The organism is Sneathiella aquimaris (genome assembly GCF_026409565.1).
GTDB lineage: Bacteria > Pseudomonadota > Alphaproteobacteria > Sneathiellales > Sneathiellaceae > Sneathiella > Sneathiella aquimaris.
On record NZ_CP112881.1, the window covers coordinates 1,662,543 to 1,688,157 of the forward strand.

31 protein-coding genes and 2 tRNA genes are annotated in these 25,615 nt (G+C 49.0%); 27 read left to right on the top strand and 6 right to left on the bottom strand.

All coding sequences use genetic code 11. The annotated features are described in order from the left end of the window. Nucleotides 1–15 precede the first annotated feature (15 nt). Together OIR97_RS07755 and OIR97_RS07760 are read right to left on the bottom strand one after the other, a co-directional pair. Nucleotides 16–1,029 carry a cysteine synthase A gene (locus OIR97_RS07755; protein WP_169544997.1) on the bottom strand — a complete coding sequence of 338 codons (1,014 nt, stop codon included), beginning with the start codon at nucleotides 1,027–1,029 and terminating at the stop codon, nucleotides 16–18. A 210-nt stretch (nucleotides 1,030–1,239) separates the two neighbouring features. Continuing rightward, nucleotides 1,240–1,821 carry a helix-turn-helix domain-containing protein gene (locus OIR97_RS07760; RefSeq protein WP_169544998.1) on the bottom strand — a complete coding sequence of 194 codons (582 nt, stop codon included), beginning with the start codon at nucleotides 1,819–1,821 and terminating at the stop codon, nucleotides 1,240–1,242. A gap of 357 nt (nucleotides 1,822–2,178) precedes the next feature. Between OIR97_RS07760 and OIR97_RS07765 the strand changes: the two genes are divergently transcribed. The 22 genes from OIR97_RS07765 (at nucleotide 2,179) to OIR97_RS07870 (ending at nucleotide 19,054) form a co-directional block, all read left to right on the top strand. Continuing rightward, nucleotides 2,179–2,724, top strand: a complete 546-nt coding sequence (locus OIR97_RS07765; protein WP_169544999.1) for a hypothetical protein — start codon at nucleotides 2,179–2,181, stop codon at nucleotides 2,722–2,724. Between the two features lie 205 nt (nucleotides 2,725–2,929). Continuing rightward, entirely contained in the window at nucleotides 2,930–3,349 is a 420-nt protein-coding gene (locus OIR97_RS07770) for a terminase small subunit-like protein (protein ID WP_169545000.1), read from the top strand. Beyond that, nucleotides 3,336–4,679 (top strand): phage terminase large subunit, encoded by a 1,344-nt coding sequence (gene terL, locus OIR97_RS07775; RefSeq protein WP_169545001.1) that lies wholly within the window; start codon nucleotides 3,336–3,338, stop codon nucleotides 4,677–4,679. Before OIR97_RS07770 ends, terL begins: the two co-directional genes overlap by 14 nt. Then, nucleotides 4,679–6,004, top strand: coding sequence for a DUF4055 domain-containing protein (locus OIR97_RS07780; RefSeq protein ID WP_169545002.1), 1,326 nt, complete (start codon nucleotides 4,679–4,681; stop codon nucleotides 6,002–6,004). Before terL ends, OIR97_RS07780 begins: the two co-directional genes overlap by 1 nt. A 61-nt stretch (nucleotides 6,005–6,065) precedes the next feature. Next, nucleotides 6,066–6,668 (top strand): hypothetical protein, encoded by a 603-nt coding sequence (locus OIR97_RS07785; RefSeq protein ID WP_169545003.1) that lies wholly within the window; start codon nucleotides 6,066–6,068, stop codon nucleotides 6,666–6,668. 56 nt (nucleotides 6,669–6,724) lie between these two features. Continuing rightward, entirely contained in the window at nucleotides 6,725–7,855 is a 1,131-nt protein-coding gene (locus OIR97_RS07790; protein WP_169545005.1) for a P22 phage major capsid protein family protein, read from the top strand. A 65-nt stretch (nucleotides 7,856–7,920) separates the two neighbouring features. Next, a complete protein-coding gene (locus OIR97_RS07795) occupies nucleotides 7,921–8,394 on the top strand; it encodes a DnaT-like ssDNA-binding protein (RefSeq protein WP_169545006.1) in 474 nt (157 codons plus the stop codon). A 1-nt stretch (nucleotide 8,395) separates the two neighbouring features. Beyond that, entirely contained in the window at nucleotides 8,396–8,755 is a 360-nt protein-coding gene (locus OIR97_RS07800; protein ID WP_169545007.1) for a hypothetical protein, read from the top strand. A 40-nt stretch (nucleotides 8,756–8,795) separates the two neighbouring features. Next, nucleotides 8,796–9,185 (top strand): phage tail terminator-like protein, encoded by a 390-nt coding sequence (locus OIR97_RS07805; protein WP_169545008.1) that lies wholly within the window; start codon nucleotides 8,796–8,798, stop codon nucleotides 9,183–9,185. Between the two features lie 8 nt (nucleotides 9,186–9,193). Next, complete coding sequence (locus tag OIR97_RS07810) at nucleotides 9,194–10,099, top strand: phage tail tube protein (protein WP_169545009.1); 906 nt, start codon at nucleotides 9,194–9,196, stop codon at nucleotides 10,097–10,099. 10 nt (nucleotides 10,100–10,109) lie between these two features. Beyond that, nucleotides 10,110–10,508 carry a hypothetical protein gene (locus OIR97_RS07815; RefSeq protein ID WP_169545010.1) on the top strand — a complete coding sequence of 133 codons (399 nt, stop codon included), beginning with the start codon at nucleotides 10,110–10,112 and terminating at the stop codon, nucleotides 10,506–10,508. A gap of 107 nt (nucleotides 10,509–10,615) precedes the next feature. Next, nucleotides 10,616–10,828: a hypothetical protein gene (locus OIR97_RS07820; RefSeq protein ID WP_169545011.1), complete on the top strand. Its 213-nt coding sequence runs from the start codon at nucleotides 10,616–10,618 to the stop codon at nucleotides 10,826–10,828. Nucleotides 10,829–10,877: 49 nt separating this feature from the next. Next, nucleotides 10,878–11,579 carry a hypothetical protein gene (locus tag OIR97_RS07825; RefSeq protein WP_169545012.1) on the top strand — a complete coding sequence of 234 codons (702 nt, stop codon included), beginning with the start codon at nucleotides 10,878–10,880 and terminating at the stop codon, nucleotides 11,577–11,579. A 3-nt stretch (nucleotides 11,580–11,582) separates the two neighbouring features. Beyond that, nucleotides 11,583–12,191 carry a DUF2460 domain-containing protein gene (locus tag OIR97_RS07830; RefSeq protein WP_169545014.1) on the top strand — a complete coding sequence of 203 codons (609 nt, stop codon included), beginning with the start codon at nucleotides 11,583–11,585 and terminating at the stop codon, nucleotides 12,189–12,191. Continuing rightward, the gene (locus OIR97_RS07835) at nucleotides 12,188–13,036 is read left to right on the top strand and encodes a DUF2163 domain-containing protein (RefSeq protein WP_169545016.1); all 849 of its coding nucleotides are present in this window, start codon (nucleotides 12,188–12,190) and stop codon (nucleotides 13,034–13,036) included. Before OIR97_RS07830 ends, OIR97_RS07835 begins: the two co-directional genes overlap by 4 nt. Further along, on the top strand, nucleotides 13,026–13,445 hold the full coding sequence (locus OIR97_RS07840; RefSeq protein ID WP_169545017.1) for a C40 family peptidase: 420 nt from the start codon (nucleotides 13,026–13,028) through the stop codon (nucleotides 13,443–13,445). Before OIR97_RS07835 ends, OIR97_RS07840 begins: the two co-directional genes overlap by 11 nt. Next, nucleotides 13,445–16,777 carry a phage tail protein gene (locus OIR97_RS07845; RefSeq protein ID WP_169545019.1) on the top strand — a complete coding sequence of 1,111 codons (3,333 nt, stop codon included), beginning with the start codon at nucleotides 13,445–13,447 and terminating at the stop codon, nucleotides 16,775–16,777. Before OIR97_RS07840 ends, OIR97_RS07845 begins: the two co-directional genes overlap by 1 nt. Then, nucleotides 16,778–17,590, top strand: a complete 813-nt coding sequence (locus OIR97_RS07850) for a hypothetical protein (RefSeq protein WP_169545021.1) — start codon at nucleotides 16,778–16,780, stop codon at nucleotides 17,588–17,590. It abuts the gene before it with no gap. Between the two features lie 31 nt (nucleotides 17,591–17,621). Continuing rightward, entirely contained in the window at nucleotides 17,622–17,840 is a 219-nt protein-coding gene (locus tag OIR97_RS07855; protein ID WP_169545023.1) for a hypothetical protein, read from the top strand. A gap of 30 nt (nucleotides 17,841–17,870) precedes the next feature. Beyond that, nucleotides 17,871–18,074 (top strand): hypothetical protein, encoded by a 204-nt coding sequence (locus OIR97_RS07860; protein ID WP_169545024.1) that lies wholly within the window; start codon nucleotides 17,871–17,873, stop codon nucleotides 18,072–18,074. Then, the gene (locus tag OIR97_RS07865) at nucleotides 18,071–18,703 is read left to right on the top strand and encodes a lipase family protein (RefSeq protein WP_169545026.1); all 633 of its coding nucleotides are present in this window, start codon (nucleotides 18,071–18,073) and stop codon (nucleotides 18,701–18,703) included. Before OIR97_RS07860 ends, OIR97_RS07865 begins: the two co-directional genes overlap by 4 nt. A 36-nt stretch (nucleotides 18,704–18,739) precedes the next feature. Then, on the top strand, nucleotides 18,740–19,054 hold the full coding sequence (locus OIR97_RS07870; protein WP_169545027.1) for a hypothetical protein: 315 nt from the start codon (nucleotides 18,740–18,742) through the stop codon (nucleotides 19,052–19,054). A 27-nt stretch (nucleotides 19,055–19,081) separates the two neighbouring features. On the opposite strand, the gene OIR97_RS07875 is transcribed toward OIR97_RS07870, so the two are convergent. Next, entirely contained in the window at nucleotides 19,082–19,405 is a 324-nt protein-coding gene (locus OIR97_RS07875) for a GrlR family regulatory protein (RefSeq protein WP_169545029.1), read from the bottom strand. A 177-nt stretch (nucleotides 19,406–19,582) separates the two neighbouring features. On the opposite strand from OIR97_RS07875, the gene OIR97_RS07880 reads away from it, so the two are divergent. Beyond that, nucleotides 19,583–19,909 (top strand): hypothetical protein, encoded by a 327-nt coding sequence (locus tag OIR97_RS07880; protein ID WP_169545031.1) that lies wholly within the window; start codon nucleotides 19,583–19,585, stop codon nucleotides 19,907–19,909. A 96-nt stretch (nucleotides 19,910–20,005) separates the two neighbouring features. Here OIR97_RS07880 and OIR97_RS07885 read toward each other — a convergent pair. Beyond that, nucleotides 20,006–20,081, bottom strand: a tRNA-Asn gene (locus OIR97_RS07885). Nucleotides 20,082–20,254: 173 nt separating this feature from the next. After that, the gene (locus OIR97_RS18790) at nucleotides 20,255–20,440 is read right to left on the bottom strand and encodes a YqaE/Pmp3 family membrane protein (protein ID WP_169545033.1); all 186 of its coding nucleotides are present in this window, start codon (nucleotides 20,438–20,440) and stop codon (nucleotides 20,255–20,257) included. Nucleotides 20,441–20,552: 112 nt separating this feature from the next. Between OIR97_RS18790 and OIR97_RS07890 the strand changes: the two genes are divergently transcribed. Next, the gene (locus OIR97_RS07890) at nucleotides 20,553–21,983 is read left to right on the top strand and encodes a flavin-containing monooxygenase (protein WP_169545035.1); all 1,431 of its coding nucleotides are present in this window, start codon (nucleotides 20,553–20,555) and stop codon (nucleotides 21,981–21,983) included. Nucleotides 21,984–21,987: 4 nt separating this feature from the next. Here OIR97_RS07890 and OIR97_RS07895 read toward each other — a convergent pair. Continuing rightward, nucleotides 21,988–22,061 (bottom strand) — tRNA-Cys (locus OIR97_RS07895). Between the two features lie 518 nt (nucleotides 22,062–22,579). On the opposite strand from OIR97_RS07895, the gene OIR97_RS07900 reads away from it, so the two are divergent. The 3 genes from OIR97_RS07900 to OIR97_RS07910 all read left to right on the top strand — a co-directional run bounded on the left by OIR97_RS07900 (nucleotide 22,580) and on the right by OIR97_RS07910 (nucleotide 25,602). Then, nucleotides 22,580–23,233 carry a protein-L-isoaspartate O-methyltransferase family protein gene (locus OIR97_RS07900; RefSeq protein WP_169545037.1) on the top strand — a complete coding sequence of 218 codons (654 nt, stop codon included), beginning with the start codon at nucleotides 22,580–22,582 and terminating at the stop codon, nucleotides 23,231–23,233. A gap of 195 nt (nucleotides 23,234–23,428) precedes the next feature. Next, nucleotides 23,429–24,793: a TolC family outer membrane protein gene (locus OIR97_RS07905; RefSeq protein WP_169545038.1), complete on the top strand. Its 1,365-nt coding sequence runs from the start codon at nucleotides 23,429–23,431 to the stop codon at nucleotides 24,791–24,793. Nucleotides 24,794–24,924: 131 nt separating this feature from the next. Beyond that, nucleotides 24,925–25,602, top strand: coding sequence for a DUF2497 domain-containing protein (locus OIR97_RS07910; protein WP_169545039.1), 678 nt, complete (start codon nucleotides 24,925–24,927; stop codon nucleotides 25,600–25,602). Nucleotides 25,603–25,615: the final 13 nt, after the last annotated feature.

Below are 25,615 nucleotides of genomic sequence, written 5' to 3' on the forward strand. Positions count from 1 at the left end.
ATACTTACTCCTGTTTTATTTGGCGCTGCCCTCCAGCCAGGGAGCGACAGGCAGATTATTCTTTCGTAGCATATCAACGTCCATCAGCTTACTAAAGTATTTTTGAGCCGTATCGCACAGTATCGTAACAATCGTATGGCCAGGCCCCATTTCCCTCGCCATCCGAATGGCTCCCGCGACGTTGATGCCTGATGAAATGCCTAATTGCAGACCTTCATGAATATTGAGATCATACAGGACGTTCAGCGCTTCAACATCGTCAATCTGATAAGGCATGTCGACGGTTAGGCCTTCAAGATTGGCGGTTATTCTGCCTTGCCCGATGCCTTCAGAGATGGAGCTTCCCTCGGCTTTTAATTCCCCGTTTTTGTAATAGTTGAAAAGCGCGGCACCCAAGGGATCAGCAATGCCGATTTTGACGTCTTTTTTACGCTCCCGCAGGGCATCTGCTATGCCAGCCAGCGTGCCACCACTGCCGACCGCACAAATGAAGCCGTCAATCTTTCCGTCCAGCTGGCTAAATATTTCGGGGCCGGTTGTTTCAAAATGACCTTGCTTGTTCGCCACATTATCAAACTGATTGGCCCATATTGCGCCGTTGGGCTCTGTTTTGGCGATTTCTTCTGCCAGTCTACCCGAATATTTTACGTAATTGTCCGGGTCCTTGTACGGCTTCGCTGGCACAAGGCGTAGATCAGCACCACAATAGGAAAGCAGGGCCTTCTTTTCGTCGGTCTGGGTTTCTGGCATAACAATAATGGTTCGATACCCACGGGCATTGGCGACAAGGGCCAGGCCGATGCCTGTGTTTCCCGCTGTGCCTTCCACAATGACACCGCCCGGTTTCAATTTGCCGGATCTTTCTGCATCCAGAATAATTGCAAGAGCCGCGCGGTCTTTTACGGACCCTCCTGGATTCAGGAATTCAGCTTTACCATAAATTTCACAGCCCGTTGCTTCAGACGCTGCTGTAAGGCGGATAAGAGGCGTATTGCCAATACTGTCTACAAAGTTTTTGCGAAGGGTCATGATACTTTTCTGTGATTTGTTTTAAATAACTATTTATTACTGTTATTTATTACTTATCCCGAATTACTTCAAGGGCAATCAGATAAATCCAATATTTGCTCTGGTTTTAAATGCCTCGGTTTCGGGCAGGGGAAGAGGGTGTGATTAGGCGCGGGCGTTCAAATTGAAGCCGAAAACCATCAGATTTCAACGGGGAAAATGGAACGATCCTCAGGATTGTTGGTACTTGGCGATGATAAGGGCTTCTGCGTGGCGGCAGGATTGATCGGCCGGAGGATGGCTCGCCACGGCAACAGCTTGCGCTGTCTTAATATTTTCATTTGTCGGGTATATTTTTTTGAACCGATCGTTTGTGTCTGGCTGGCAATCGCATTCAAATACGCAAATATGAAGGACGATTTGCGGTGCGGTTAGCTGCGTTTCTTCCAGCGCAAACTTCTCAACACCCGGAAAAGTGGAATGCCGGGGAAGGGTTATCGTATAGTGCCTGGAGCTCGGCCATAAGTCGTAGATATTTTCCAGTTTCACAAAGTGCCCTACAACTTTGATTGTCTCCGTACGGGGCGTGTCCTGAAGGTACTGAGTTGGTTTTTCCTTCTGGATATTCTCCAAAATAATACTGCTGTCGAGTTCGAGAAAAGCCGATAATGTGGGTATCTCATGAGCCTGAATTTTTCGTTTTCCCTGAATAATGTCCGTTATTCTAGGGCCCGGAAGGCCGAGCCTTATCGCTAAATCCCCTTTTTTCTTGTTCAGAAATTTGAGTCTTTGCGCAATCCAAAGTCGTTTCATGGTGTGTCTCAATCAACAGGTGCTATTAGTCTAAATTTACAATAAACGTAAAAATTATTGACGATGAGTTTTGCCTTATATATCCTATTAGTGGAATAGTACTTTCTATTAAAACTATGTATGTGAGAAAATTTCTCCTTTTGCGGGTTTATCTTTGGTTGTTTAAGTCAGTTTTTTATGTTGGTAGATTGGCAGATTATTGCACGAGACTCCAATTTTTCTACAAAAAGTAGAGTTGTACAGCCAAAGGGTATTACTCAATTCACCTGTTCCAGGGGTGATAAGGGATCAGAGGGAATTTTAGTTCAATGTTTATTGCTTGATATGGTTTGACTAGATTTTGGGGGAATGAAAATCGTGACAAAAAGTAAAGTGGGAACCTGTAAAGAGTATTTATCGGGTGTAACTTCAAGGGTCATTTCGGCGTCACCCGTTAAATATGCGGCAAATGACAATATTTCGGACAAGGAAATTGCGGAATGTTTGCGTCGTAATCAAATGCCTCACGGCCAAAAAAGAATGCGGCGGCAAGATAAAAGGCTTTGGGAAGCAATGACCGATTGCCAGTTTAGGTCGGCCCAGCAGCTTTATTATGGCTTTCAAATGCTTGTGTCCGGTATTGGGTATAGAACCCAGGTGTTTGATACTCTTCCAAAAGGGAAATTGTATATACCAGATACACGATCAGATCTGATTGATCGATTTACTGCATGGGCCAAAGAAGCCCGATGTGAGGATATATCAGTGGGCGACATTCTGGATATTCTGGCATTTGGCCATAGCTGCCGTGATGTCGACAGACTGAAAGCGCGGCGTAAAGGGTATGCAAAGGTGAACTTGATTGCAGGTCTGGATCTGTTCGCCGGTTTAGTAGAAATCAATTATAAAGAGAATAGTTGTTGACAGGCCGGGGTCTTTTCTGTACTATATTATTCAACGTCGAAAATTGGGTCCACAGCTATCACAAGCTGAGGGCCTTTTTTTATGGGAAAAATCCAATTTATACAGGCACTTAAGGTTTAGTCGTTTTTTTTAAGAAAATCGAACTGAATTTACGTGAAAAAAAATGATGTTGCCGATAAACTTTTAAGTTGAAGGTGGAGGATATATGACTAAGCGAAAAAATTCGCTTGAATGGCTCCAGAGAATAATCGAAGAAAGATTGTTTACGAATAACTGGACGCGAACTGTTTTGGAAAAGTTGGAACACTCGACCGATAAAAAAACAGTCCTTTCTTCTTTAAGCAGCGTTTTCAACAAACGAGAATATGAAAAAGTCCGCCAGTTTCTGGCGGACTTTTTTGCTGGTGAAATTGTCGATATTGCGGATGGCGCTGAAGTGGACAAGGAAGACGACACGCCGCCGCAATCGATCGCAAAGGCGAAACTTCGGATCGAAACCAGGAAATGGTTGATGGAACATCTGTCACCCGAAAGATATGGAAATTCTAAACCACAAAAAACCGCAGATGCAGTCCGCTCATTTTTTAAAGCGAAGGTCTATTTACCCGACAATGGCAGAGATTAAACCACAACCAGGGCCACAAGAACGGTTTCTATCCAGCAAAGCGGATATTGCCATTTACGGTGGCGCGGCGGGAGGCGGCAAAAGCTTTGCGCTTCTTCTGGAGCCACTCAGGCATGTAACAGACCCCTTGTTCAGAGCCGTTTTGTTTCGCAGAACCGGCAAGCAAATAAGAGTGGAAGGGGGACTGTGGGATGCGTCCCGTCAGATATACGGGGCACTGGGGGCGGCTGCAAAAGAAACAGATCTGTTATGGCGTTTTCCAAGCGGTGCAACGATCAGTTGCGGATATATGGAGCATGAAAAAAATCGATTTGATTGGCAAGGAACAGAGATAACCTATATCGGCTTCGACGAACTGACCCATTTCAGCCAAAACCAGTTTTTTTACCTGCTGAGCCGCAATCGATCGATGGCCGCTATCCGTCCTTATATTCGGGCAACCTGTAATCCGGATGCAGACAGTTGGGTCGCCGGTTTTGTACGTTGGTGGATAGACCCCGAAACGGGTTATGCCGACCCGACAAAATCTGGAAAGATCCGTTGGTTCGTCCGGGATGGAAATGATCTTGTTTGGGGGGATTGTCCAGAAGATTTGTTGGTGGATTATCCCGATCAGGTGCCCAAGTCTGTGACATTTGTTGCAGCGTCTGTTGATGATAATGCCATCCTTATGGCACGGGATGCGGGATATAAATCAAACCTTGCAGCCCTTGATCGGGTTGAAAGAGAGCGCCTGCTGCACGGTAATTGGAAGATTCGGCCCGCTGCGGGATATTATTTCAAGCGATCCTGGTTTTCGATGACACGATCAATCCCAGTGACAGAAGCGTCGGTTCGCGGCTGGGACTTGGCGGCAACGGCTGAAACTGAACGGGAAAGCGGTGACTGGACCGTTGGCGCAAAAGTCAGCCGCGACACAAATGGCGGGTATATTGTTGAACATGTCGAGCGGTTTAAAGGATCTCCGGCAGAGGTCGAAGCGCGAATAGAAACGCGGGCTAGAGAGGATGGCCAACAAGTCCAGATCGCATTACCACAGGATCCCGGTCAGGCTGGCAAGGCCCAAGCCGCCAGTATGGTTCGGCGGTTAAGTGGTTTTCGGGTTCGGGCAACCGCTGTGACAGGCTCTAAAGTTACCCGGGCGGCCCCGTTTTCAGCGCAAGTGGAAGGGGGAAATGTGCGGTTACTTGAAGGAAATTGGAATGAGAGTTTTATCAACGAATTGGAAGGCTTTCCGTCTGGTCGGCATGATGATCAGGTGGATGCCGTTGTCGAGGCTTTTAACGCACTAAATTGCCGAAAAATAAAACAGCAACAGGAAATGTTTTGATGAATAATCCATCGACGCCGTCTCCCCGATATCTAGAAATGCATAAGAAATGGGAACTTCCTCTCAGCTTGATGGGGGGCACGAAGGCCATGCGACATGCAGGTCAGCTTTTTTTGCCGCAGCATCCAGCTGAAAACAGCCGGGTCTATCAGGAGAGAGCAAGAAAAACGGTGCTTCGGAACTATTTTCGAAAAACCGTTCATAAACTGGTTGGGCAAATATTCGCAAACCCGTTAAAGGCGTCTGCGGATATGCCGGAAGTGATTGCCACCTATCTTAAAAATGTCGATTTGACAGGTCGCGGATTGAACAGTTTTGCCCAAAGCTGGTTCGAAGATGCCCTTGTTTGCGGGATGAGCCATGCCCTTGTTGATTTTCCTGTGAACGGGGACGCAACGGGATCAAGAAAAGGAGCTGACAGTAAGGCGCGTCCCTATGCCGTTCATATACCTGCAGCCAGCCTGATTTCGGCGGACTGGTCGGTGACAGCCACTGGCTACCGCCTCGACAAAATCAGGGTAAAGGAAGAGACCGCAGCCTATAGTGGTCAGGGGTCGGCGTCCGATGTTCAAATAAGAGAAATAACCCGTGATCATTGGGGGGTGTTCCGACAGGCCAAAGCAGGGCAATGGCAATGTGTGGATGAAGGTCAGAATTCTTTGGGTAAAATTCCCCTGATAACCCTGTACACCAACAGGACAGGATTTCTGGAGGCAACGCCCCCGTTAGAAGATCTGGCTTGGCTGAATTTGGAGCATTATCAAATTCGATCTGATCAACGTAACGCATTAAACGTCGCCTCTTTTCCGATCCTCGCAGCGTCCGGTTATGATCCAGAAGTTGATGGCCCCATAGAGGTTGGCCCCAATAAGGTACTGACAACGTCGGACACGGACGGGAAATATTATTATGTTGAAAGTAGCGGGGCTGCTTTGGAGGCGGGCTCGAGGGAATTGCAGGATCTTGAAAAGGCAATTAACCAATTCAGTTTACAGTTTGAAACCGGGCATGTAACGCAGACAGCGACCGGTCGAACACTTGATGCTTTGGAGGCCTTGTCGCCGCTTGTCGCGATGAGCAACGAGCTGGAAGATGCCCTGAATGCAATGTTGGGCATGTTTGCCGATTGGAAAGGCTTAAATGAAACCGGTTCGATCACGGTGTCCAGACAATCCCTTGAACGGTCCTATTCTGGCCAGAACCTTCAGGATCTAATTCTTTTATTTGATCGTCAGATCATCGATAGAACCGGGTTGGAGCGGGAGCTCGCGGCCCGTGGGATTTTGCAAAGTAGTTTGGACTTCAACAGTCACCCGTCTCAATAAGAATAATATGCCGTGTTGATCAAGCCTCCTTTTCAGGGGGTTTTTTTATGAAAGGAAACCTATGTTCGATTTTCCATTGCTGATTGAGAGTAAAGATGAAATCCCAACAGAATTTCAGCCTCTTTATGAGCATAAGGACGGAAAGTACCAGCTGCTATCGGTACTTTCCGACAAACTGACAGGACAACCCGTTTCTTCGGATTTTCTTCAATTGCAGAATGCACAGGAAGAAACCCTGCAGCAGCTTAAGGAAAAGCAGGCGCAGCTGACAGGGGTCAAAACCCGGTTTCAGCAATATTATGCGGAAAAATCCATTTGCGAAGCACTGGAGCAAGCCAATGGTAGCAGCGCACTTCTGCTCCCTCATTTGCAAAAACAACTGCGGGTGAAAGAAGAAGGGGAAGACTTGTTGCTTGAGGTCCTTGATCATGAGGGGACTCCGCGTCTGACCGATACTGGGGCGCCATTTCAGTTGCCAGATCTTATCGAAGAAATGAAGGCCTCCTCGCTTTATGAAAAAGCGTTCGAGGAAAAAGGCGTATCAGGAGGGGGAATGGTTTCCTCTGGTTCTGCGACGGGATCATTTTCCATCAATCGCCAGGATCAAACTGCTCTGAACTCCCAAATTGAAGCCATTGCCGCAGGAAGAGTGTCAGTAACCTGATAACCGGCTTTTTATCAGGATTTGTTTTTACCCAACTTTTATCTTGGAGAAAATATATGTCTAATGATGTCTCGGCAGTAATGCCAAAAATTCTCGCTCGTGGTCTGATGTCTTTGCGGGAACAGGCAATTATGCCCCGACTGGTGAACGGCAATTATAGTGCCTATGCCGCCGAAAAAGGCGATACAATTGATGTTCCTATCCCCGCAGACTTAACAGCTGAAAATGTAACACCGGGGAGCACCCAACCCGCACCAACCTCTGTTGCATTGCAAAAAGTCCAGATTGAATTGAATAACTGGAAAAAAGCGAACTTTCATTTGACAGATAAGGAAATGATGGAAGTTGACGGACGGGAGAGTTTTTTGCCGATGCAGGCAAGTTCTGCGATCCGGGCGCTTGCAAATGCGGTCAATCAGTCAATTCACTCAGAATATAAAGGGGTTTATGGCACCGTCGGTGTGCCAGGGGCAACGCCTTTCGCCTCCACGTCCAAGGATGCAACCAATGCCCGGAAACTTCTACTGAAACAGCGGGCACCCAAAGAAAACCGATACGGCGTTCTCAATTTTGATGCGGAAGCAAATGCATTGGATCTTGCTGCATTTGCGGATGCGGATAAAGCGGGAGATACGTCGGCAAAGCTGGAAGGTGAAATTGGCCGCAAATATGGGATCAACTGGTATAGCGACGATCATGTGGCCCGACATGAAACAGGGGCCAGCGGTACGCCGCTGGTTGTTGCATCTGGGTCAGGGGGAAATCAGTTGGTGCTGGACGGCCTTATTACCAAACCTGCGATTGGGGATGTCTTTACGGTCGACGGTGATGAGCAGCAATATGTGGTTCGAAGCGCCACAGACCTGTCAGTTGATGAAAGCACATTGACTATCTCACCAGCGCTTAATCCTGGATATTCTGATGGAACTGCGGTGACATTTTTAGCCAGCCATGAAGTCAATCTGGTCTTTAACCGGGACGCCTTTGCTTTCGCCAATCGACCGCTCGCGCAAAGCAGTGCTGAAAATGGTCTGGGCAATCAGATTATGTCCATGACAGACCCTGAAACCGGGCTGTCTTTGCGATTGGAAGTAAGCCGTCAATATAAGCAGGTTGTGTGGGAATTTGACATTCTGTGGGGGGTTAAACTTGTACGCCCAGAACTGGCCGTGCGCCTTGCGGGTTAATCGGTAAGGAATAGAGGGCGAAAGCAGGTTCTTTCGCCCTTTTTTTATGGGAAGGGCATTGAAAAATGACATTTATTGTCGAAACAGGAACGGGCATATCCCAGGCGACGAGCTATCTTTCGCAAGAGGTTGCAGATGCACATTTTACGGCCCTGGGGCTGGCGGAATGGACGCGCGCCAATGACGCGAACAAACGGCGGGCTCTCATGCAGGCAAGCGCCTATGTCGATGGGTATGTGTATGGCGGCAGTCTATTGAATGTGGCTCAAGGGTTGAGTTGGCCTCGGCAAGGGTCGCATGATCGGGAAGGGCGGGCTTTAAAGGGGTTGCCACATGCGCTTAGAACGGCGGTTCTGGAAATGGCGGCCCTGTATATTGCGAAACCCCCTGCGGCCCAAGGCGCTTCCTATATTATCCGGGAAAAAGTCGGTCCCATCGAACTTGCTTATTCAAAAAGCAAGCAGCAGCCCAGTTTTGTGTTTCGGTTGCTCCAGCAAATTGGAGCACGACCACCGATGAACATGGTGCAAAGGGGATAAAATGGACCAAGATGCAATTCAAAGCGCTATCCGGCGGGTTTTTGAAAATGTTGGAGATGTTGCGATCTCGTCGCATTTAGGGGTTCAGGAATTCCCGGTCTATCAACCCGGATTTGAACCTGAACCAACGCTGACTGAATATTCAGTCCGTGTCATTCCCATAAAAACGCCAGTATTAAAGTCGTTGATTGCCACTGACTTGATCGATGACGAAGGGTATCAGATTGGCTTGATGGAATGCGAAGATGTGGTTCCAAAGAGTGGGGATCAACTGAGAATCCAGGGCACTGTGTTCAGTATAATCCAGGCCGCTCCTGTTGATCTGAATGCCGATCTTTTATTTGAGGTTTGGTATCGATGAGCGTTCAACTTTTATTCGTCGGGGATCGCAGGAGAAATACATGAGCTATCGAAAAATTCGAGCGGCGCTGGATCAGTCTCTTCAAGACTTTGCCGGGCCCGAGATCGTGTTTCCGTCGACTGCCTATAAACCGGCTCATGGACAGGATTTTATCGAGGTTGATTTTAATCCAGGCACTTCAAAGTCGGTCTTTTTAGGTCCGTCAGTCGATCGGGAATATCGTGGTCAACTTCTGTTATCCATCCGGGCCAGGACAGTTTACGCGGCGATTGAAATTGCAGATCAGCTTCGGGCCCATTTTGCCTCCGGAACCGTTTTGGCGTTCGAAGATTTAAAGGTCACCGTGGAAAATTCACGGCTTGGTAAAAATCGCGGAGGCGTGAAGTTTGTCGCTCTTCCTCTTTCTGTCAACTGGCGCAGCTATTTTTAGGAAATCACATGGTCTATTCAGCACAATCGCAACATGGGATGGCATATATCAAAGAAAGCCTTTATGGCGAAGTGCCGTCCAGCCCGACAATGACAACCCTTCGACATACGGGATGCAGCCTTGCATTAAACAGGACCTCAATTCAAAGTGATGAAATTCGCCCGGACCGGCAAATGGGACATTTTGTGCCGGGGCAGACTTCGATCAGCGGGGATATCGACTTCGAGCTTTGTTATGGTTCGCATGACGATCTTCTGGCCAGTGCATTTTATGGTGACTGGGTTGGAGATACATTGAAAACGGGAGCGTCGGAGAAAAGCTTCTCCATCGAGCGGATCTTTGGCGATGTCGGGCATTATCAAGTTTTCTCTGGATGCGTGGTAGATGAATTTTCGCTGAGCGTGCAACCAGACAGCCTTGTTACTGGACGGTTCTCGATTAAAGGAAAAGAGCTGGCGATTTCAGGAACGCCTCTTGATGTCGCGCCGATCACTGTCTCCAACCATACCCCGATTGATAGTTTTAAGGGGCAGGTTCTTGAAAATGGTGTTGAACTGGCAATTGCGGCCGGCATTGATCTGAAAATCGAAAATAATGTTGAAAGCGTGTTTACACTCAGCGATGAAACATCGATCGGACTTACCGCTGGCCGATCCCGTGTAAGCGGTGAGCTGACCGCGTATTTTTCAAATGATGCCTTGCTTGATCGGTTTATCCAGAAAACACCCAGCAGTCTAGAGATTGCGTTGGTGGGGGACGGCGGTCGGTATGAAATTCACCTTCCAAACATTTTGTATATGGGCGCAGACATGCCGGTTAAAGGGGATGGCGCTGTCATTTTGACCTTACCGTTTGTTGCCCAATATGACGACGTCGAAGGCACAAATATTAAACTGACAAAAACAGCGATTTAAGGAGACCTACATGCTTGCTCACTCCATATCTGATTATGATCTTGCATCTCTGGATTTTTCAAAACAGGCAGAAACCGCGGCAAGAATGCAGCTTAAACATCCGGTGACCGGGGAGGCCTTGCCCACCTGTATCTGGTTGCAGGGAATTGATGCCCCAGCCTATCGGGAAACTCTCAGGCGACAGATCGATGAGCAAATTGAACAGGGAAGAGAAGAGCTGAAAGCGTTAGATCTGGAAAATCGCCATCTTCAGCGTCTGGCTGCCTTAACCGTGAAATGGGAACAGGTGACTTATCACGGTAAGGACATCGTTTTCAGTACGGCCAATGCCGAAAAACTTTATCGGGAACAGGTTTGGATCCGCGAGCAGGTGACCCGATTTGTCGAGGATCGTTCTCGTTTTATTTGAGCCTGACCCGATGCTTGGAAGAATTCTTAATAAGCAAAATTGCCGATGAAAAAACGGTCAACAAGCATGGGGTCAGGCAGGAGCAGGCTTTGCGTCAGGTGGGCGTCATGTCAAGTTCACACCGGAGGAAATTGCCGAATGCCGCCTGTCACTTGTGGGATTGGTTTTTGATCCTGTTGGACATTCAGGCGGCCTCAGAGGGTGGATTATTAAACTGGGTTCCAGTTCTGGAGCCAATTATCGGGTTGTCTCCCCGGCCTTGGGAGGTGCGCGCGCTTTGGCGCTTATTACTGGTTTGGCGCCTGAACAAAGAAACCTGAAGGAACATACGACAACGGCTTTGCGGCCGTTTTTTTGTGGGGAATTGAAATGGAAACAGACTTGTCGGAATTGGAAATCGAGGTGGAGACTGCGCAAGTTGACCAGGCAATACAGCGTCTGGATGAATTGCATAAAAAGAGCCTGGAAGTTGAAAAGTCTGTTCGCGGCCTTTCTTTTGGCAAAAGCTTGGGATCCCTTGAGGGGCTGTTTGGTTCGGGTGGCGGAGCCAGCCCAAAACTGGCTGGATCATTGGATTTTCTGTGGCTTCAGGGATCTAAAGTTGCAACTGATCTAAACCGGACGTTTGGCGCAGCTTTTGATGATTTTATTGTGAAGGGTAAAGATGCAGAAGCCGTTCTTAAGGGGATGGAAAAAAATCTTCTCCGTTTGGGCACCCAGTATTTTACGGGAAAAAGCGGCAACCAGGGTCTGTTTTCATCGCTGTCGTCTTTTGCAGGTAACTTCCTGACAGATATATTTCCCGGTTTTGCGTCTGGCGGGTCATTCTCAGTCGGCGGTGCTGCCGGGAAAGACAGAAATTTGGTCGGGATGCGATTAACCCGCGGTGAGACAGTCACAATAAAAACGCCAGCGCAACAGAAACAGGAGCCACTGAAAGACAGCGGCGGCGCTGTTTCAATAAACTTCCAGATACAGACCCCGGATGCCGATAGTTTCAGGCGATCGCAGGCGCAAATTCAAACGGCGGCCTTGACACAGGCCCAACGTCTTTTAAAGCGAAACGGATAAGATATGAGCTTTCATGAAATTAGATTGCCAACCCGGATTTCCTATGGGGCCGTGGGTGGACCGCGTTTTTCAACCACCATACAGCTTCTCAACTCCGGTCATGAGCAGCGAAACATCAATTGGTCCGTAGCACGCCGGGAATACACGGTTGATATAAGCCCAAGCCGGGCCAATGAATGGGAGGCGCTGCTTTCTTTTTTTCATGCCCGGCGCGGCCGAGCCTATGGTTTCCGGCTAAAGGATTTTTCTGACTACAAAATTCGGAATGAAAAAATAGCCTTAGCGGATGGTGTTTCAAGCCGCTTCCAAGTTCAAAAAAATTATCAGGATAGTGATGGTTTCGCGCCGGGATTTATCCGCATCATCAACAAAATCGTACCCGGAAGTGTGACTGTTTTTTTGGATGGGGTCGCGCAGTTTGGGAACTGGACGATCAACGACAATACCGGCTCCGTAGAATTTAATTCACCCCCCGCAGAGGGGACGGAAGTTTCAGTGAACTGCGAGTTCGATGTGCCTGTTCGGTTTGATACGGACCTGATGGAGGCCAGTATTCCCGGGCCTGATATTCATCAATGGCAAAGCGTGAAAATGATTGAGATACGCCAATGAAGAATTTGTCGAATGAAGTTTTATTGCATATAAAACAAGAAGTTACGTCAATTTCCTCATTTTTGGTGATAGATCGAAAAGACGGTGTTTCTTTTCGGTTTACAGACCATGATCAGGATGTCCACATCGCAGGCGAACGATATATTTCGGCAGAAGGGTTTGATCGATCGGCGCTGAAAGGAAGCAGCGCCAGTGATACGGATGACCTTGAAATTACCGGTATCCTGAGCAGCGAATACCTTCAGGAAGAAGAGTTAAAGGCCGGACTGTTCGATTATGCCGAAATAAGATATTTCCTTGCAAATTGGCAGGCTCCTGAACAGGGGTTAATCCCTTTGCGAAAAGGGTGGTTGGGCGAGGTCCGCTGGTCTGAAGGGCTGTTTACAGCTGAAATACGCGGGCTTACTGATGCCTTGAAGCGCCAGATCGGAAAAATTTATGCGCCAGAATGTCAGGCCGATTTCTGCGATGCTGCATGTCAGTTGGACCCATTTCTGTTTCGGCATACTGATACAGTTGCGGAAATCAAGAACACTAATGAAGTTATTTTAACCGGTTATCAGGGGGATGTAGAGGCACTGTCGGGAGGCATATTGTCTTTTGTTACCGGATTAAACGCAGGCGGTCATTTTGAAATTGATGCCTGGGATCCAGTAACAAAAACACTGACCCTTTTTCTGCCGCTGCCTTTTAAAGCAGAGAGTGGGGATACGGTTTTTCTGGTTGAAGGCTGCGATAAACGCTTTGCCACCTGCCGGGACAGATTTGAAAATCAATTGAATTTCAGGGGCTTTCCCTCAGTCCCTGGAACGGACAGTCTGGCAGGACCAACCAATGGATCATAATTCGCAGCTGATTGAAACAGCCCGGAAATGGATTGGCGTTCGTTGGGTTCATCAAGGACGTAGCCGGCAACAGGGGGTGGACTGTGTCGGGCTTTGTCATTGCGTTGCAACAGAATGCGGGATCAGTGTGCCCGATATTCAGGGATATTCACGCCGACAGGATGGTAGCGCTTTAATGGCGTTATTGAATACGTCCTTGGCGTCGATCCCCGTCCGCGCGGCAGGGGTGGGAGATATCGCTGTCTTTAAGGATATGGGCTACCCGGTTCATATGGGGATCCTATCCTGCCAGTCCGGTACAGCCACCGTAATTCATGCCCATGCAAGGCGGCGTCAGGTTCTGGAAGAAGCGCTTGCACCATACGGCCAACCATTTGCCTGTTTTCGTATTTTAAAGGGAGAAAAATAATGGCGACATTGGCGTTAAGTGTGGCGGGCGCTGGCTTAGGTTCAGTGACCGGGGTCGGCGCGGGAGCAGGCTGGCAACTGGGCTCGGCACTCGGGCAGATATTTTTTCCTGATCAGAAAAAGCAGGGCCCAAGCCTGACAGACCTTAAGTTTTCAGGAGCCTCCTATGGCGCATCTATACCCACAGTGTTTGGAACTATGCGGCTTGGGGGAAACCTGATCTGGGCCGGACCTTTGGAAAGCCGGTCATCGGCTCAAGAATATGGCGGTAAAGGGGGGCTGGGAGGCGAGACCAAGTCTTCTTCGGGATATAAATACTATGCCAGTTTTGCCATCGGTCTGGCACAAGGGCCTGTTGGGGAAGTGTTAAAAATCTGGGCGGATGGGACCGTCATTTTTGACATGACAGCAGCTGGTTCAATTCGGGCACCGGGGGTTTCATTTCGCTTTTACAAGGGGAGTGAAGACCAGATACCCGATGGCATCATTGTCAGTGAAGAAGGAATTGCAAATACACCGGCCTACCGGGGTGTTGCGTATCTGGTATTTGATAGCCTTCCGTTGGAGGCTTATGGCAACCGAATTCCCAATATTGAAGTTTTGATGAGTATGGAAGGGGTTCATCATTTTCCGCTGGAGGAAGGGGCGGTTGTCTCAATCGATGCATCCTCCCTTTCCTACGATCCGATCCGCGAAACAGTTTACACATACGAAGTTACAGGCGGTGTCGACCGTTTTCGAAAAATCGAAGGGCAAAGCCTTGTGGTACAGGCGAGCGCCGAAATTGGAACTGAATTTCCGCGATTGGCCACCAGCACAACGGGATTGTCTCGTGATCGGAATGGCAATTTCTGGATTGGGTCAGGCTTCGCCTTGTTACCCGGTCGTCGTCTGTCCGTCTTTAGCGGTCAAGGGTTTACAGAAGTTGGAACAACCGAATTGCCCGGGCATATCGGTGCAGTCAGCTGGTCTACGGATGTGTTGGCACCATCGAACGGCAGTCTGTTCCAAGTGGCAGGCTCTCAACAATCAGGTCAGGTTGTGCTGTTTGATCAGCATTTGGACGTCATCGATTTTCACACTGTGGAGAGTCCGGTCTGTACGGGGGGTGTCACGGATCAATTTGAGACAGCGTGGGTAGCAATGTCGGGCAATATTTCGGCGTTTCCCTTTGAAGACCTTCAAATTTGCAGCATGCGTTTGAACACAGCCCCTTCGGAAACTGGCACTGTCTATAACGGTGATTTTCAGGTTCATACAATACCGTCAGCCGCGCTGACGCCCGCGGGTGGAGGCGGCAGCGAAACAAACAACGTGACCCGGTTGGTGGCAATACTGGAAAAACGCAGGGAACTGGTTTTTCAAAATGACGAACGCCTCTTTAAATGGTCGATGGATACGAAAAATGTGACGGTTGTCAGGGACAGTAACTCTCTGGGGCTGTTATCGCTTAATAACACGACCAATGAAGACGAGCTGGTATATCTTCATGGCGGCCAATGGCTGGTTTATCTCGATGCAGAAACGCTTGAGGAAACGGAGCGAGTTGATCTTTTAGCCTTCGACGGCGTCGCCGATTTCAGCAATTATATTTACGATGCGCAAACGGATAGTGTTTTGCTGTTCGCAACGTCAGCACCTGTGCGCAGGCTGTTTCTCCGCCGCCGGTACGGTAAGGACGCCGTTCTTTCGGAGATGGTTCAAAACCTGGGAAAAATGGCAGGACTTCTTCCAGAAGATATCGACATTTCAAAACTTTCGGGGTCTATTCCCGGATATATTCTGAACCGCAATATGACAGTTCAAAATGCGCTGGAACCCCTGATGGTTGCTGGTGATTTTGATCTGTGTGAAAGTGGGTATCAGCTACAATTTGTCCCCAGAGATACGGGCCCTCAGCATAATCTTTTTCTCGAAGAATGTTTGTCCCCGGTATCGGATGAGCGCCTTCAGGAAAGTGAATTGCCGGGTACGATTTCCATCAACTATATGGCGGCCGATAATGGCTATCAGCTAGGGGCTCATCAAGCGAAACGAAGCTTTGCCCCGTATTCAACAATGTTTGGGCGAAATGCTGTCAATCATGATCTCCCAATGGCTTTGACGGCACCGCTCGCAAAAGCAACCTGCCGTCGGATCCTATATTCTGCCTGGACAGAGCGTCAGCAGTTTTCTGTTGCCTTGCCGACGCGCTACCTTGCCCTTGATCCAACCGATCTTTTATCAATTTCCACGCCGAAAGGAGAGATGAAAGGGCGCGTTGTTCAAGCGGATTTTGGCGCTGATCTTTCCCATCAGGTCAAAGGCGTCGCGGTGGGCGGGGCACCTTCTGGAAAATCAACACTTGCGGATACGGGCAGCGGGTATCAACCGATGTCAATCTCTCGCCCAAGTTCGGCAGAGCTGTTCGTCCTTGATATTCCCTTGCTGCGGGATGAGGACGCGACGGGAGGAAGCGGAAGCAGGTATTATTTTGCGGCGGACGGAAACACGACCCGTTGGCAGGGAGCGGCCTTGTTTCGCAGTGATGAAAGTGGCACGGCATTTTACCAACGGGGCAGTGTACAAAATGAACCGGCTTGGGGAATTGCCACAAGTGTGCTTGAGCCGACACAAAATCCCTGGCAGACAGATTATAAAAATTCCGTAGTGATAAACATGTTGAACGGTGAAGACCGGCTAGAAGAAGTGACGCGGGATTTATTGCTCAGCGGGGCGAATGCCATGCTATTGGGGCAGGAGATTATCCAGTTCCAATCTGTAGCGCTTCAACCTGACGGGAGGTATTTGCTCAGCAACCTATTGAGGGGGCGCAGGGGAACTGAAGGGGCGATGCAGGCGCACAGAGTGGGCGACGTCGGAATTCTTCTTCAACCTGAAATCCTTGGGCGCGATATTGCACCACTCTCCATGCTTGAAACTACCTTGCAGTTCAAGGCCGTCGGGGCGGGCCAACTGACCGAAGATGTCCGGCCTTCCTTCAAGAAGCTTACAGGAAATGACTTGAAGCCTTATGCGCCGGTTCATTTTTCAGCAGTTCGATCGGTTTCTGGAATAACTTTTCAATGGCAACGACGGACGCGGATCGGCGGCGGCGCGCTGAGCGGTAATGTCCCCCTTTCTGAGGCCTATGAAGCCTATGAAATCGAAGTGTCATCTGCGGGGAAAACGGTGTCCAGATTTATTCGAGATGCGACCACCTTCGATTATTCGCTGGCGGCTTTCAACGATGATTTCAATCAGGTGCTGTCAGAGATCCCTCAAATAGATGTCACAATTTTTCAATTATCTGAAGCCGTTGGACGCGGCTTTCCAGCAAAGGAGACCTTTTAAATGGGAGCGTTAAACCTGCCGCAAATTGCGGAAAATCAAGCGGCGGCCTACATAACGTCCAATGATGCTGACAGTCTACTGGAAAAAGCGTTGTGCAATGCCGGCGCGGGACTGGATGCAGGCGGCGGAGACATCAGTGTGTCAGAGCAAGTTTTCAGGGAAAGTTGGTTTCATACGATTACGGGAGCTGCAACGGGAGGTTTTTCAGTAACCCTTCCCGCTGTTGCCCGCCCCTTTATGATGTCTAACGCGACCGGTGAGGATGCCACGCTAGTGACAACCGGTAACAGTCTTGTTTTGCCATCGGGCGAGACACGCCTGTTCTATACGGACGGCAGCCAACTGTATCTACCCAGTGATACAACCGGCCTTGCAGGTGGGGCCATTGCTTTTGCGTCTGCTCTCGTTTCTCTTTCGGCAGACGTATCAGTGCCAACGGCCACGAATACCATCCTGAACTGGGATATTGAAAATCACGATCTTGATGGTCTTCATGATCCCGTGGTGGATACGAGCCGATTTACGGTGCCCGTGGGAATAAGCCGTGTAATTCTGAGTGCTCAGGTCCGCTGGGACACAAATACAAGCGGCACCCGGGAAATAAAATTCTACAAGAACGGTAGCAGTGCTTATGCCGGCAGGGTTTTCCTTCGCAGAAATGCGTATTCCGAACTGCTTTTGAATGTGGTTTCCCCCCCGTTGAACGTGACAAATGGTGACTATTTCGAAGTGGCTGTTTGGCAAAATTCCGGGGGCACAAGGCAAATACAACAACATGACAGTACATGGTTTTCAATCCAAGCATATGCGTAGCAGGCATTCACCTTCAAGTGTGGGAAAAGTTATGGAAAAACTAGAGAATGAAATCGGAACCATGAGGGTCCGAATTGAAAATTTACATTTGGGTATGGTGGAGTTGCGCGAGGACGTGAAAGCCTTGAGCGGGCAGGTCAGTATGGGGCGTGGGGCTTTGAAGTTTGTTGGCCTCACAGGCACCGTCATCGTTGCGTTAATTACATTCATTGCCTGGTTGGGGCAAACCTTCAAACCATTTGGCATGTAAACGAAAAGTTTTCTTCCGAGGAGAAGTGATTTGGATAATCTGGATATGTTGAATTTAGACAGCGGGCTTTTATTGCAGGCGTTCAATGGTCTGTCTTTTATCGTTGTTGTAGCGACCTTTATTACGTCTTTTACGCCGTCCCGATCAGATGATCTGGTGGTTGATAAGGCCTTGTCTATCTTGAATATTCTGGCAGGGAATGTGGGCCTCAACCGAAACGCGGATGATAAATGAGAGCCATCGAGGCTGCGCAATGCGCAGAAATTGCCTATCGCGTGAACGGGAAGGGGCCGGCCGCCCAATTGGGGTATCAATATAAACAAATCAGGGCCAACTGTTTACGGGGTTGGATTGGTCATAAAGAGGGCAAGACAGTTGTCGCGATAAGGGGTACGGTTTTTCCGAAAAATGGTCGGTCGACGCTGGAAGAGAACTTATTGACCGATCTGGTTCACTGGTGCGGACCCGGAAAAGTCCATGAGGGCTTTTATCGATTGTTATGGCGCCTTTTGCGGCCGATCAAACAGCATTTGATTGTTGGCAACAGATTGTATTTTACAGGGCATTCGATGGGGGCCGCCCTTGCGGTCTTGGCCGCGAGTGTGATCGGTGCCGATCGGGTTTTTGTTTTCGGCTGTCCCCGTATTGGTGATCAGGAGTTTGCGCAGGAGATTAATCGCACGCTCAGGGTTACCCGTTACGAAAACCGATGTGATCTTGTCACGCGCCTTCCAATTAAAGGCGCCTTAAAACATCCGAGTGGCCGAACAGGCCTTTATAAACCCGTGGGTCGGGTGGTGAAAATGTCTGCCTTTGGGCATTCGATGAAGGCCTATATCAACGGCCTTCAGATGAGAGCGTAAAAGTACCGATTGTTTCAAAATTAAAAGAGGTAACAAATGATAAAAAAAGGACCTGTTCACAGTATCCATGAAATGTTTGACGAGGATGCTGCGGTCGCCAGCGGTGCATTTTCCATACCAGCGAACGATAACTTTCCCCTTCATTTGGTCGATGCGGAGCAAGAGCCGGCAAATGACAATGTAACAGCACTGGAAAGTCAAAGTCTTCTTGCCCAGACAGGTATTACCCCTGTCTTTGAAGAGAGTGAACTTGATCTTGGCGAAGATCGGTTTTACGACGGGCAAACGATCAGAGAACTTGATTTCTCACAAGAGGGATCCGGTGCCCGGGGCTTTTTGTCAGAGGTGTAAAATCGGTTCGGTTTTGCGATTGGTGAACTAGTCGCAAAGCCGCTCCAGCATGCCTTGAACCTGCATGTCGGGCACTTCATTGGCCACGCCATCAAATGTAATGGTGTTTCCATTAACGACCCCTTCAAGGGTAACATTCAGCTTATCCATACCAAAGACAGATGCGGTTGTTAGATCATGTGTATGGCGATCTGTCTTAAGCGTTGCTGAAAATGTCTCGCCGTCCAGACGATAGTTTCCCACATAATAGAGGGCGCCGTTTCCACCTCTCAGGTGACCGTCTCTCAAGACAAACACTGCGGAACCTGAACCAAAAGGGGTTTGAAATTGGGCTTTATACAGACCATTCATACGCATACTTCCTTAATGTAGATATTAGTAATTTTAGGGAGATTTTATGAAAAAAGAATGAAAACAAGATTTTTTGTTTGGTGACTTACCCCACAAAAGGTTGCTGTTGTTTGGCGCTATAGTGGCGCACTTTTTTAGAATCCTATCCAAAAGGATCGCTCGATAATCAGGTGTGCCATGCCTACAGTTGCCGTAACGAATGATCAGATAATTGAATTGTTCTTTGATATGCTCGATGGGGACGAGAGCCTCACTCCGGCAACGCCACCATCTGTTGGAAAACAAATGAGCCGGACTGAGAAATGGCAATTTACTTTGCCCGCCCTGTATGACATCGCCTGTCAGGAATACCCTGATTTTTCGGCCCTCGATTATTCAAAGTTTCGGCAACTGGTTATCGAAAGCCCAGTAAATGAATATCTGGAAGATGCCGGATGGCAGATTGTGCTTCAAAAAGACAATCTTGAAACAGACCAAAATATTTACTGTCTTACTCGGCTATAAATATTGCGTTGCTGACACGGGTTATTGCTTAGGTCAGGGATCGAAAAGACAGCAGAATCAAAAACGGCCGAGAATGTATTCTCGGCCGTTTTGAATTGGCTCCCCGAGCAGGACTCGAACCTGCGACAGGCTGATTAACAGTCAGCTGCTCTACCAACTGAGCTATCGGGGATCAGTTGACCCGATGTGATCGGGTTCGCGGCTTATAGCAATTGCAGATTAGCCTGCCAAGCCCTGATTTTCATTTTTTTTCAAAAAAAAACAAAATTGCCTGAAAACTGCCAAATTCCAGCGGATATTTTTACAGAAGAAGGGTGATTTAATTCTGCCCGCCAGGAAACAGCTTTATTGGTGCATGCTGTTTATTTTTTTATCTGTATTGTATTGGCTTAACGCGTATACAGCCCAAATAGCAGCCGGGATCCAGCCAATGAGCGTTGCCTGAAGAATAAGGCAAAAAATACCCTGAAAGGGGCGTCCGATTGTAAAGAACACAAGAAAAGGTAAAAGTATCGCAATTATCAAGCGCATTATAGAAGTCTCCTAGTCGACAAAGTATTTGAACCAAATTCCAGTTCAATGTCTTAATAAGGATAGTTGTGAAGTAAAGCTACTACCAGAATAAAAAGAAGAACTTGGAAATATGGTGAAAAAGGAAACGGCTCTGGCCGCGCTGGAACAGGAATTTCAGACCGCCCTGACTTTTATGAATCAGCCGGCGAAAAATTGGGTTCATCAACGCCTTGCACCAGATGGCAAAAAAGCGTTGGATGTGGCGATTATTGGTGCAGGGGCTTCGGGACTGTCTGTCGCATTTGCGCTTAAGCGGGAAGGGGTGCGGAATATTGCAGTTTTTGATCAAAATCCGCGTGGGGAAGAAGGGCCATGGGTCACAACTGCCCGGATGCGAACGCTTCGCTCTCCCAAGCATCTTACAGGCCCGCATCAAGGGATTGCGTCATTAACATTCCGGGCTTGGTATCGTGCCGTTTATGGCGAAGAGGCTTGGGAAAAACTGGACAAAATCCCCCGTGAAATATGGATGGCGTATTTGTGCTGGTATCGAAAAATTACCGCACCTTTCGTGCAGAATGACATTTGCCTGAAAAGCCTGAAGTCGGAGGGCGACTTCTGGCATCTTTTATTGGATAGCGAAAACGGAAGCCGGCTACAATATGCCCGTCACGTGGTACTGGCGACCGGCCGGGCAGCCTCTGGTGGTGTTGCGTTACCGCCTGTGGCAGATGCCATCCCAGCCTCCCTGCGTGCCCATACAGAAGATCAAATTGACTTTCGCCAATTGAAAGGGGCGCGGATCCTCGTGGTGGGAGGGGCGGCTTCTGCCGTCGATGCCGCTGCAACGGCTTTGGAGAACGGCGCAGCCCAAGTGGATATGCTAGTCCGGTCTCCTGAATTGCCAACTCTGAACAAGTTTAAATATATCGTTTATCCTGGCTTTATGCGCGGGTTTCACAAACTGCCAGCCGACAAGAAGTGGGCCTTTTTAAAAGAAGGCTTTGATGCAAAGGTTGCCGCGCCGCGAGATTCTATGCTCCGCCTCAAAGCGCATGAGAATTTTAACCTGTATCTCGGCGCCGGACTGATTTCAGCATCCTGTTCAGAGAAGAACCTAACGCTAACAACTCAGCGGGGGCAGTTCACCGGAGATTTCGTCATATTTGGAACCGGTTATGCGATGGATCTTCAAAAACAGCCCGAGCTGGCGTCTTTAGCCGCGGACATTCGATTGTGGAAGGATGAATTTCAGCCACCGTCCGGCGGCGAGGATGATCCGCTTCTAACCTATCCGTTTTTAGGGGACGGCTTTCAGTTTCTGCCAAAGTATGAGGGCGAAAATTGTTCTGGGCTGGACCGGCTTCACCTGTTCAACGCGGCCACAACAATGAGCCATGCCCCTGTCAGCAGTGATATTCCAGGAACAAATATCGGGACGGAACGCCTTGTGGATCATCTGATTGGTCGGTTGTTCTGTGATAACGCCGAGGCACATCTGGAAGAAATGCAGAACTATGCGGAACCTGAATTGCTGGGAGATGAGTGGATCGAACGTTGATAATTGGAGGCCTGGACCGGAATCGAACCGGTGTTCACGGATTTGCAATCCGCTGCGTAGCCACTCCGCCACCAGGCCTCACTTTCAGGAGGCTATCCCTGAAAAGTCATGGCGTTTTAAGTCTTTATCCCGTAGCTGTCAACAAGTGAATTACGCTGAAAATCATAAAAACTGCGGTGTAATTTTATTAGTTTACCGTTTGGTTTACAGTTTTGTCTTTCGCGATCCGCCTACAGGATTACCAAAAGCCAGCAAAAAATGATTGGGCCAATACTTCTCAGCATCTCGATCGCCGGTCTTGATCACTGGTCTGGATTGTTAGTAAACCGCTATTGCAACAGACGATTTCTGTCGTCGGATGGGTCTTCCTCGATAGGGGCACGTCTCGGGGTTTGCAGGCATCGTTTTGTGAGGGGTGCTGACGAAAATATCACGAATGCGCGCCTGTTTGCTAAAAACGAAAGGCAAAGGGCGCTTCTTTCTTGATTTTGCGCAGGAAATTTAAGTATAAACGCCGCGAACCAGTATGGCTCCAGTTAAACCAATGTCATACGATCCGGTCTGATGCAGAGTATAGGAATAACGGGAAATTCAATATGACTGAAATTTACGCCGAAGCACGTGAGAGTATGGTGCTCAGTCAACTTCGCCCAAACAATGTGACCAGTGACAGTGTGGCCGAGGCCATGAACACGGTACCGCGAGAAGAATTTGTCCCCAAAGCCTTGCGAGGTGTTGCCTATCTGGACGAAGATTTGCAGGTGACGGATGACCGGTATTTGATTGAACCTCGGGTCTTTGGACGCATGCTTCAGGCAGCAGACATAAAGAAAAGCGACGTCGCGCTGGATATCGCCTGTGGCACTGGATATTCATCAGCCGTTATTGGTCAGCTTGCACAGGCGGTCGTTGCGATTGATACAGATGCAGAACTTGTTGAAAAGGCATCCCAGACGCTCTCTGCGCTGGAAGTTGACAATGTGGCCGTTGTTGAAGGCGCGTTGGAGGCTGGAAATGCGAAACAGGGACCGTATAATGTGATTCACATTAACGGAGCCATTGAAACCGTTCCAATGAGCCTGATCGATCAGCTAGCCGATGGTGGCCGACTGATTTGTGTCATTGGCGTCAATCCAGGCGTTGCTACCCTGTATACTAAGTTAGGGGACGATGTTCGTGCCAAAGCATTGTTTAATGCCGCTGTACCCGAGCTGGGGAGCTTGAAATCCGAAGCAACGTTTAGTTTCTAAGGAGACTGCGGTATGATGCCGGTCACACTTTGCTGTATTTTGTCTGTAAAGTGTTTGTGAGTAGGGTGTGAACCGGTAGAAAACAGATATCCAGTGATGTGGGGGGCTGGATTAAAGTTTACGGGTGCTGTCCTTCACAAAAACACATATAGTTAAATCAGAATGCTGACTTAACCACCAAAAAGGGCATAGGGAATGAAAAAAGCGATCGTTACGGTAACCTCGGTTCTGGCGATGTCCATGTTCAGTTCAATGGTGAATGCCGAAACTCTGCAAGAAGCACTTGCTTTGACCTATAGCTCCAATCCAACATTGCAGGCGCAACGCGCCAGTGTACGGGGAACCGATGAAGGTGTAGCTCAAGCGCTTTCAGGATGGCGTCCGACGGTCACCGTGGTGGGGGAAGCGGGTGCTGAATATAGTAAAACGTCAACCACCTCTGCACCTGGAGGGGACCGGACCTATAACCCAAGCTCAGTCGCGGTTACTGTTTCTCAGCCAATTTATACGGGTGGCCAGACTGTCGCAAATACTGCCGCGGCAGAGGCGAGCGTGAAAGCCGCACGGTCTAACCTTGATTCCGTAGAGCAATCAGTCTTCCAATCTGCGGTCCGTGCTTATGTAAATGTTGTCCGTGATCAGGCCGTTGTCGATCTTAACCGGAATAACGTCGAGGTTCTGGAGCGTCAGCGTGAAGCCGCACAGGATCGGTTCGATGTTGGTGAAATCACTCGAACAGATGTTGCTCAGGCCGAAGCCCGTTTGGCCGGTGCACGCTCAGACCTCGTCGGGGCAATTGGTAACCTGAAGGTGAGTGAGGCCAATTACGAACGGATTGTCGGACAAAAACCGGGCAAGCTAGAGAATCCGTCATTGCCCGATAACTTTCCTGAATCAATCGACGCGGCCCTTGAAATGGGTATGAATAACAACCCGGATATTCAGGCTGCAAAATATAACGAAGAAAGTTCAAAGCACAGCATTCGGGCGACGTCCGGTCAACTGCTGCCTACCTTGTCGTTGACGGGGTCATTGGCGCATTCAGATGACCAGTCTTCAGAATCCCAATGGTCAGAAAGTGGTTCTTTGACAGCCCGGCTGACGGTGCCGCTATATCAGTCTGGTTCTGTTTACAGTCAGGTGCGTCAGGCACGTCAGTTAAACAATCAACGCAGGATCGAAATCGAATCTGCGGTACGGGAAGTCCGCGAAGCGGTTACGCGTTCCTGGGAACAGCTGGAATCAGCGCGGGCGCAGATAACATCTAATGAAGAACAGGTGCGCGCCAATACGATTGCGCTGGAAGGTGTTAATCAGGAAGCCCAGGTCGGATCCCGGACAACATTGGATGTTTTGGACGCCGAGCAGGAGCTGCTTGTCAGCCAGGTGAATCTTGTCACGTCACGACGGGATGTCAGTATTGCTGTCTATGACGTGTTGGCTGCGGTTGGTAATCTGGGAGCCCGCGAGTTGGGACTAAATGTTGAACTGTACGATCCAGAAGCCAATTATAAACGGGTTCGCAACAAATGGACCGGTACTGACGGTGGTCTGGACTAGGGCGAATAGCACCCACTTTTTAAGCATTCATTAAGTATATGGTACGAAAGTGTTTATGGAGACTGGCCTTTTATGTCATTCTTAGATAAGTTTCGAACTTAATACTTAAATAGTCGTTGGTGATTTGCACGATGAGTGATCCGAAAGCAGAACAAGAACCGACCATGGAGGAAATCCTTGCCTCCATTCGTCGTATTATTTCCGAAGATGGCGATGAAGAAGAAGCCGCTGAAACCGAAGAGGTTTCTGAGGAAGTAGCTGCTGAACCAGCGATGGAAGCAGAACCTGCCCCTGAACCAGAACCAGAACCCGAGCCTGAAGTTGAGGACGATGTCCTCGAGCTTACAGATGAGATCGATGATGATGGTGAAGTTCTTGTAATGGATGAAGAGTTGGTGGTTGAAGAGCCAGAACCTGAGCCAGAACCAGAACCTGAACCTGAGCCGGAACCAGAACCCGAGCCAGAGCCAGAGCCAGAACCCGAGCCAGAGCCAGAGCCAGAACCAGAGCCAGTTTTTGAGCCAGAAGAACTGCCTGCAAAAAGCGCAATGGACGCTAAACTTGACAGCCTGCTCGAAGAGCCAGTTGTCGCAGCTGCGACCAGTTCATTCGCTAGTCTCGCCGGTGCTGTCTCTTCGTCGCGCGGTATGCCGATGGGCAATGGCCACGCTACCCTTGAAGAACTTGTCCGCGATTTATTGCGTCCTATGCTGAAAGAATGGCTGGATGAACATCTGGCAAGCATCGTACAGCGTATTGTGGAACGCGAAGTGAGCAAGCTCGCAGACCGTGCGGACGATAGCGAATAGGTTCTTGTCCGTG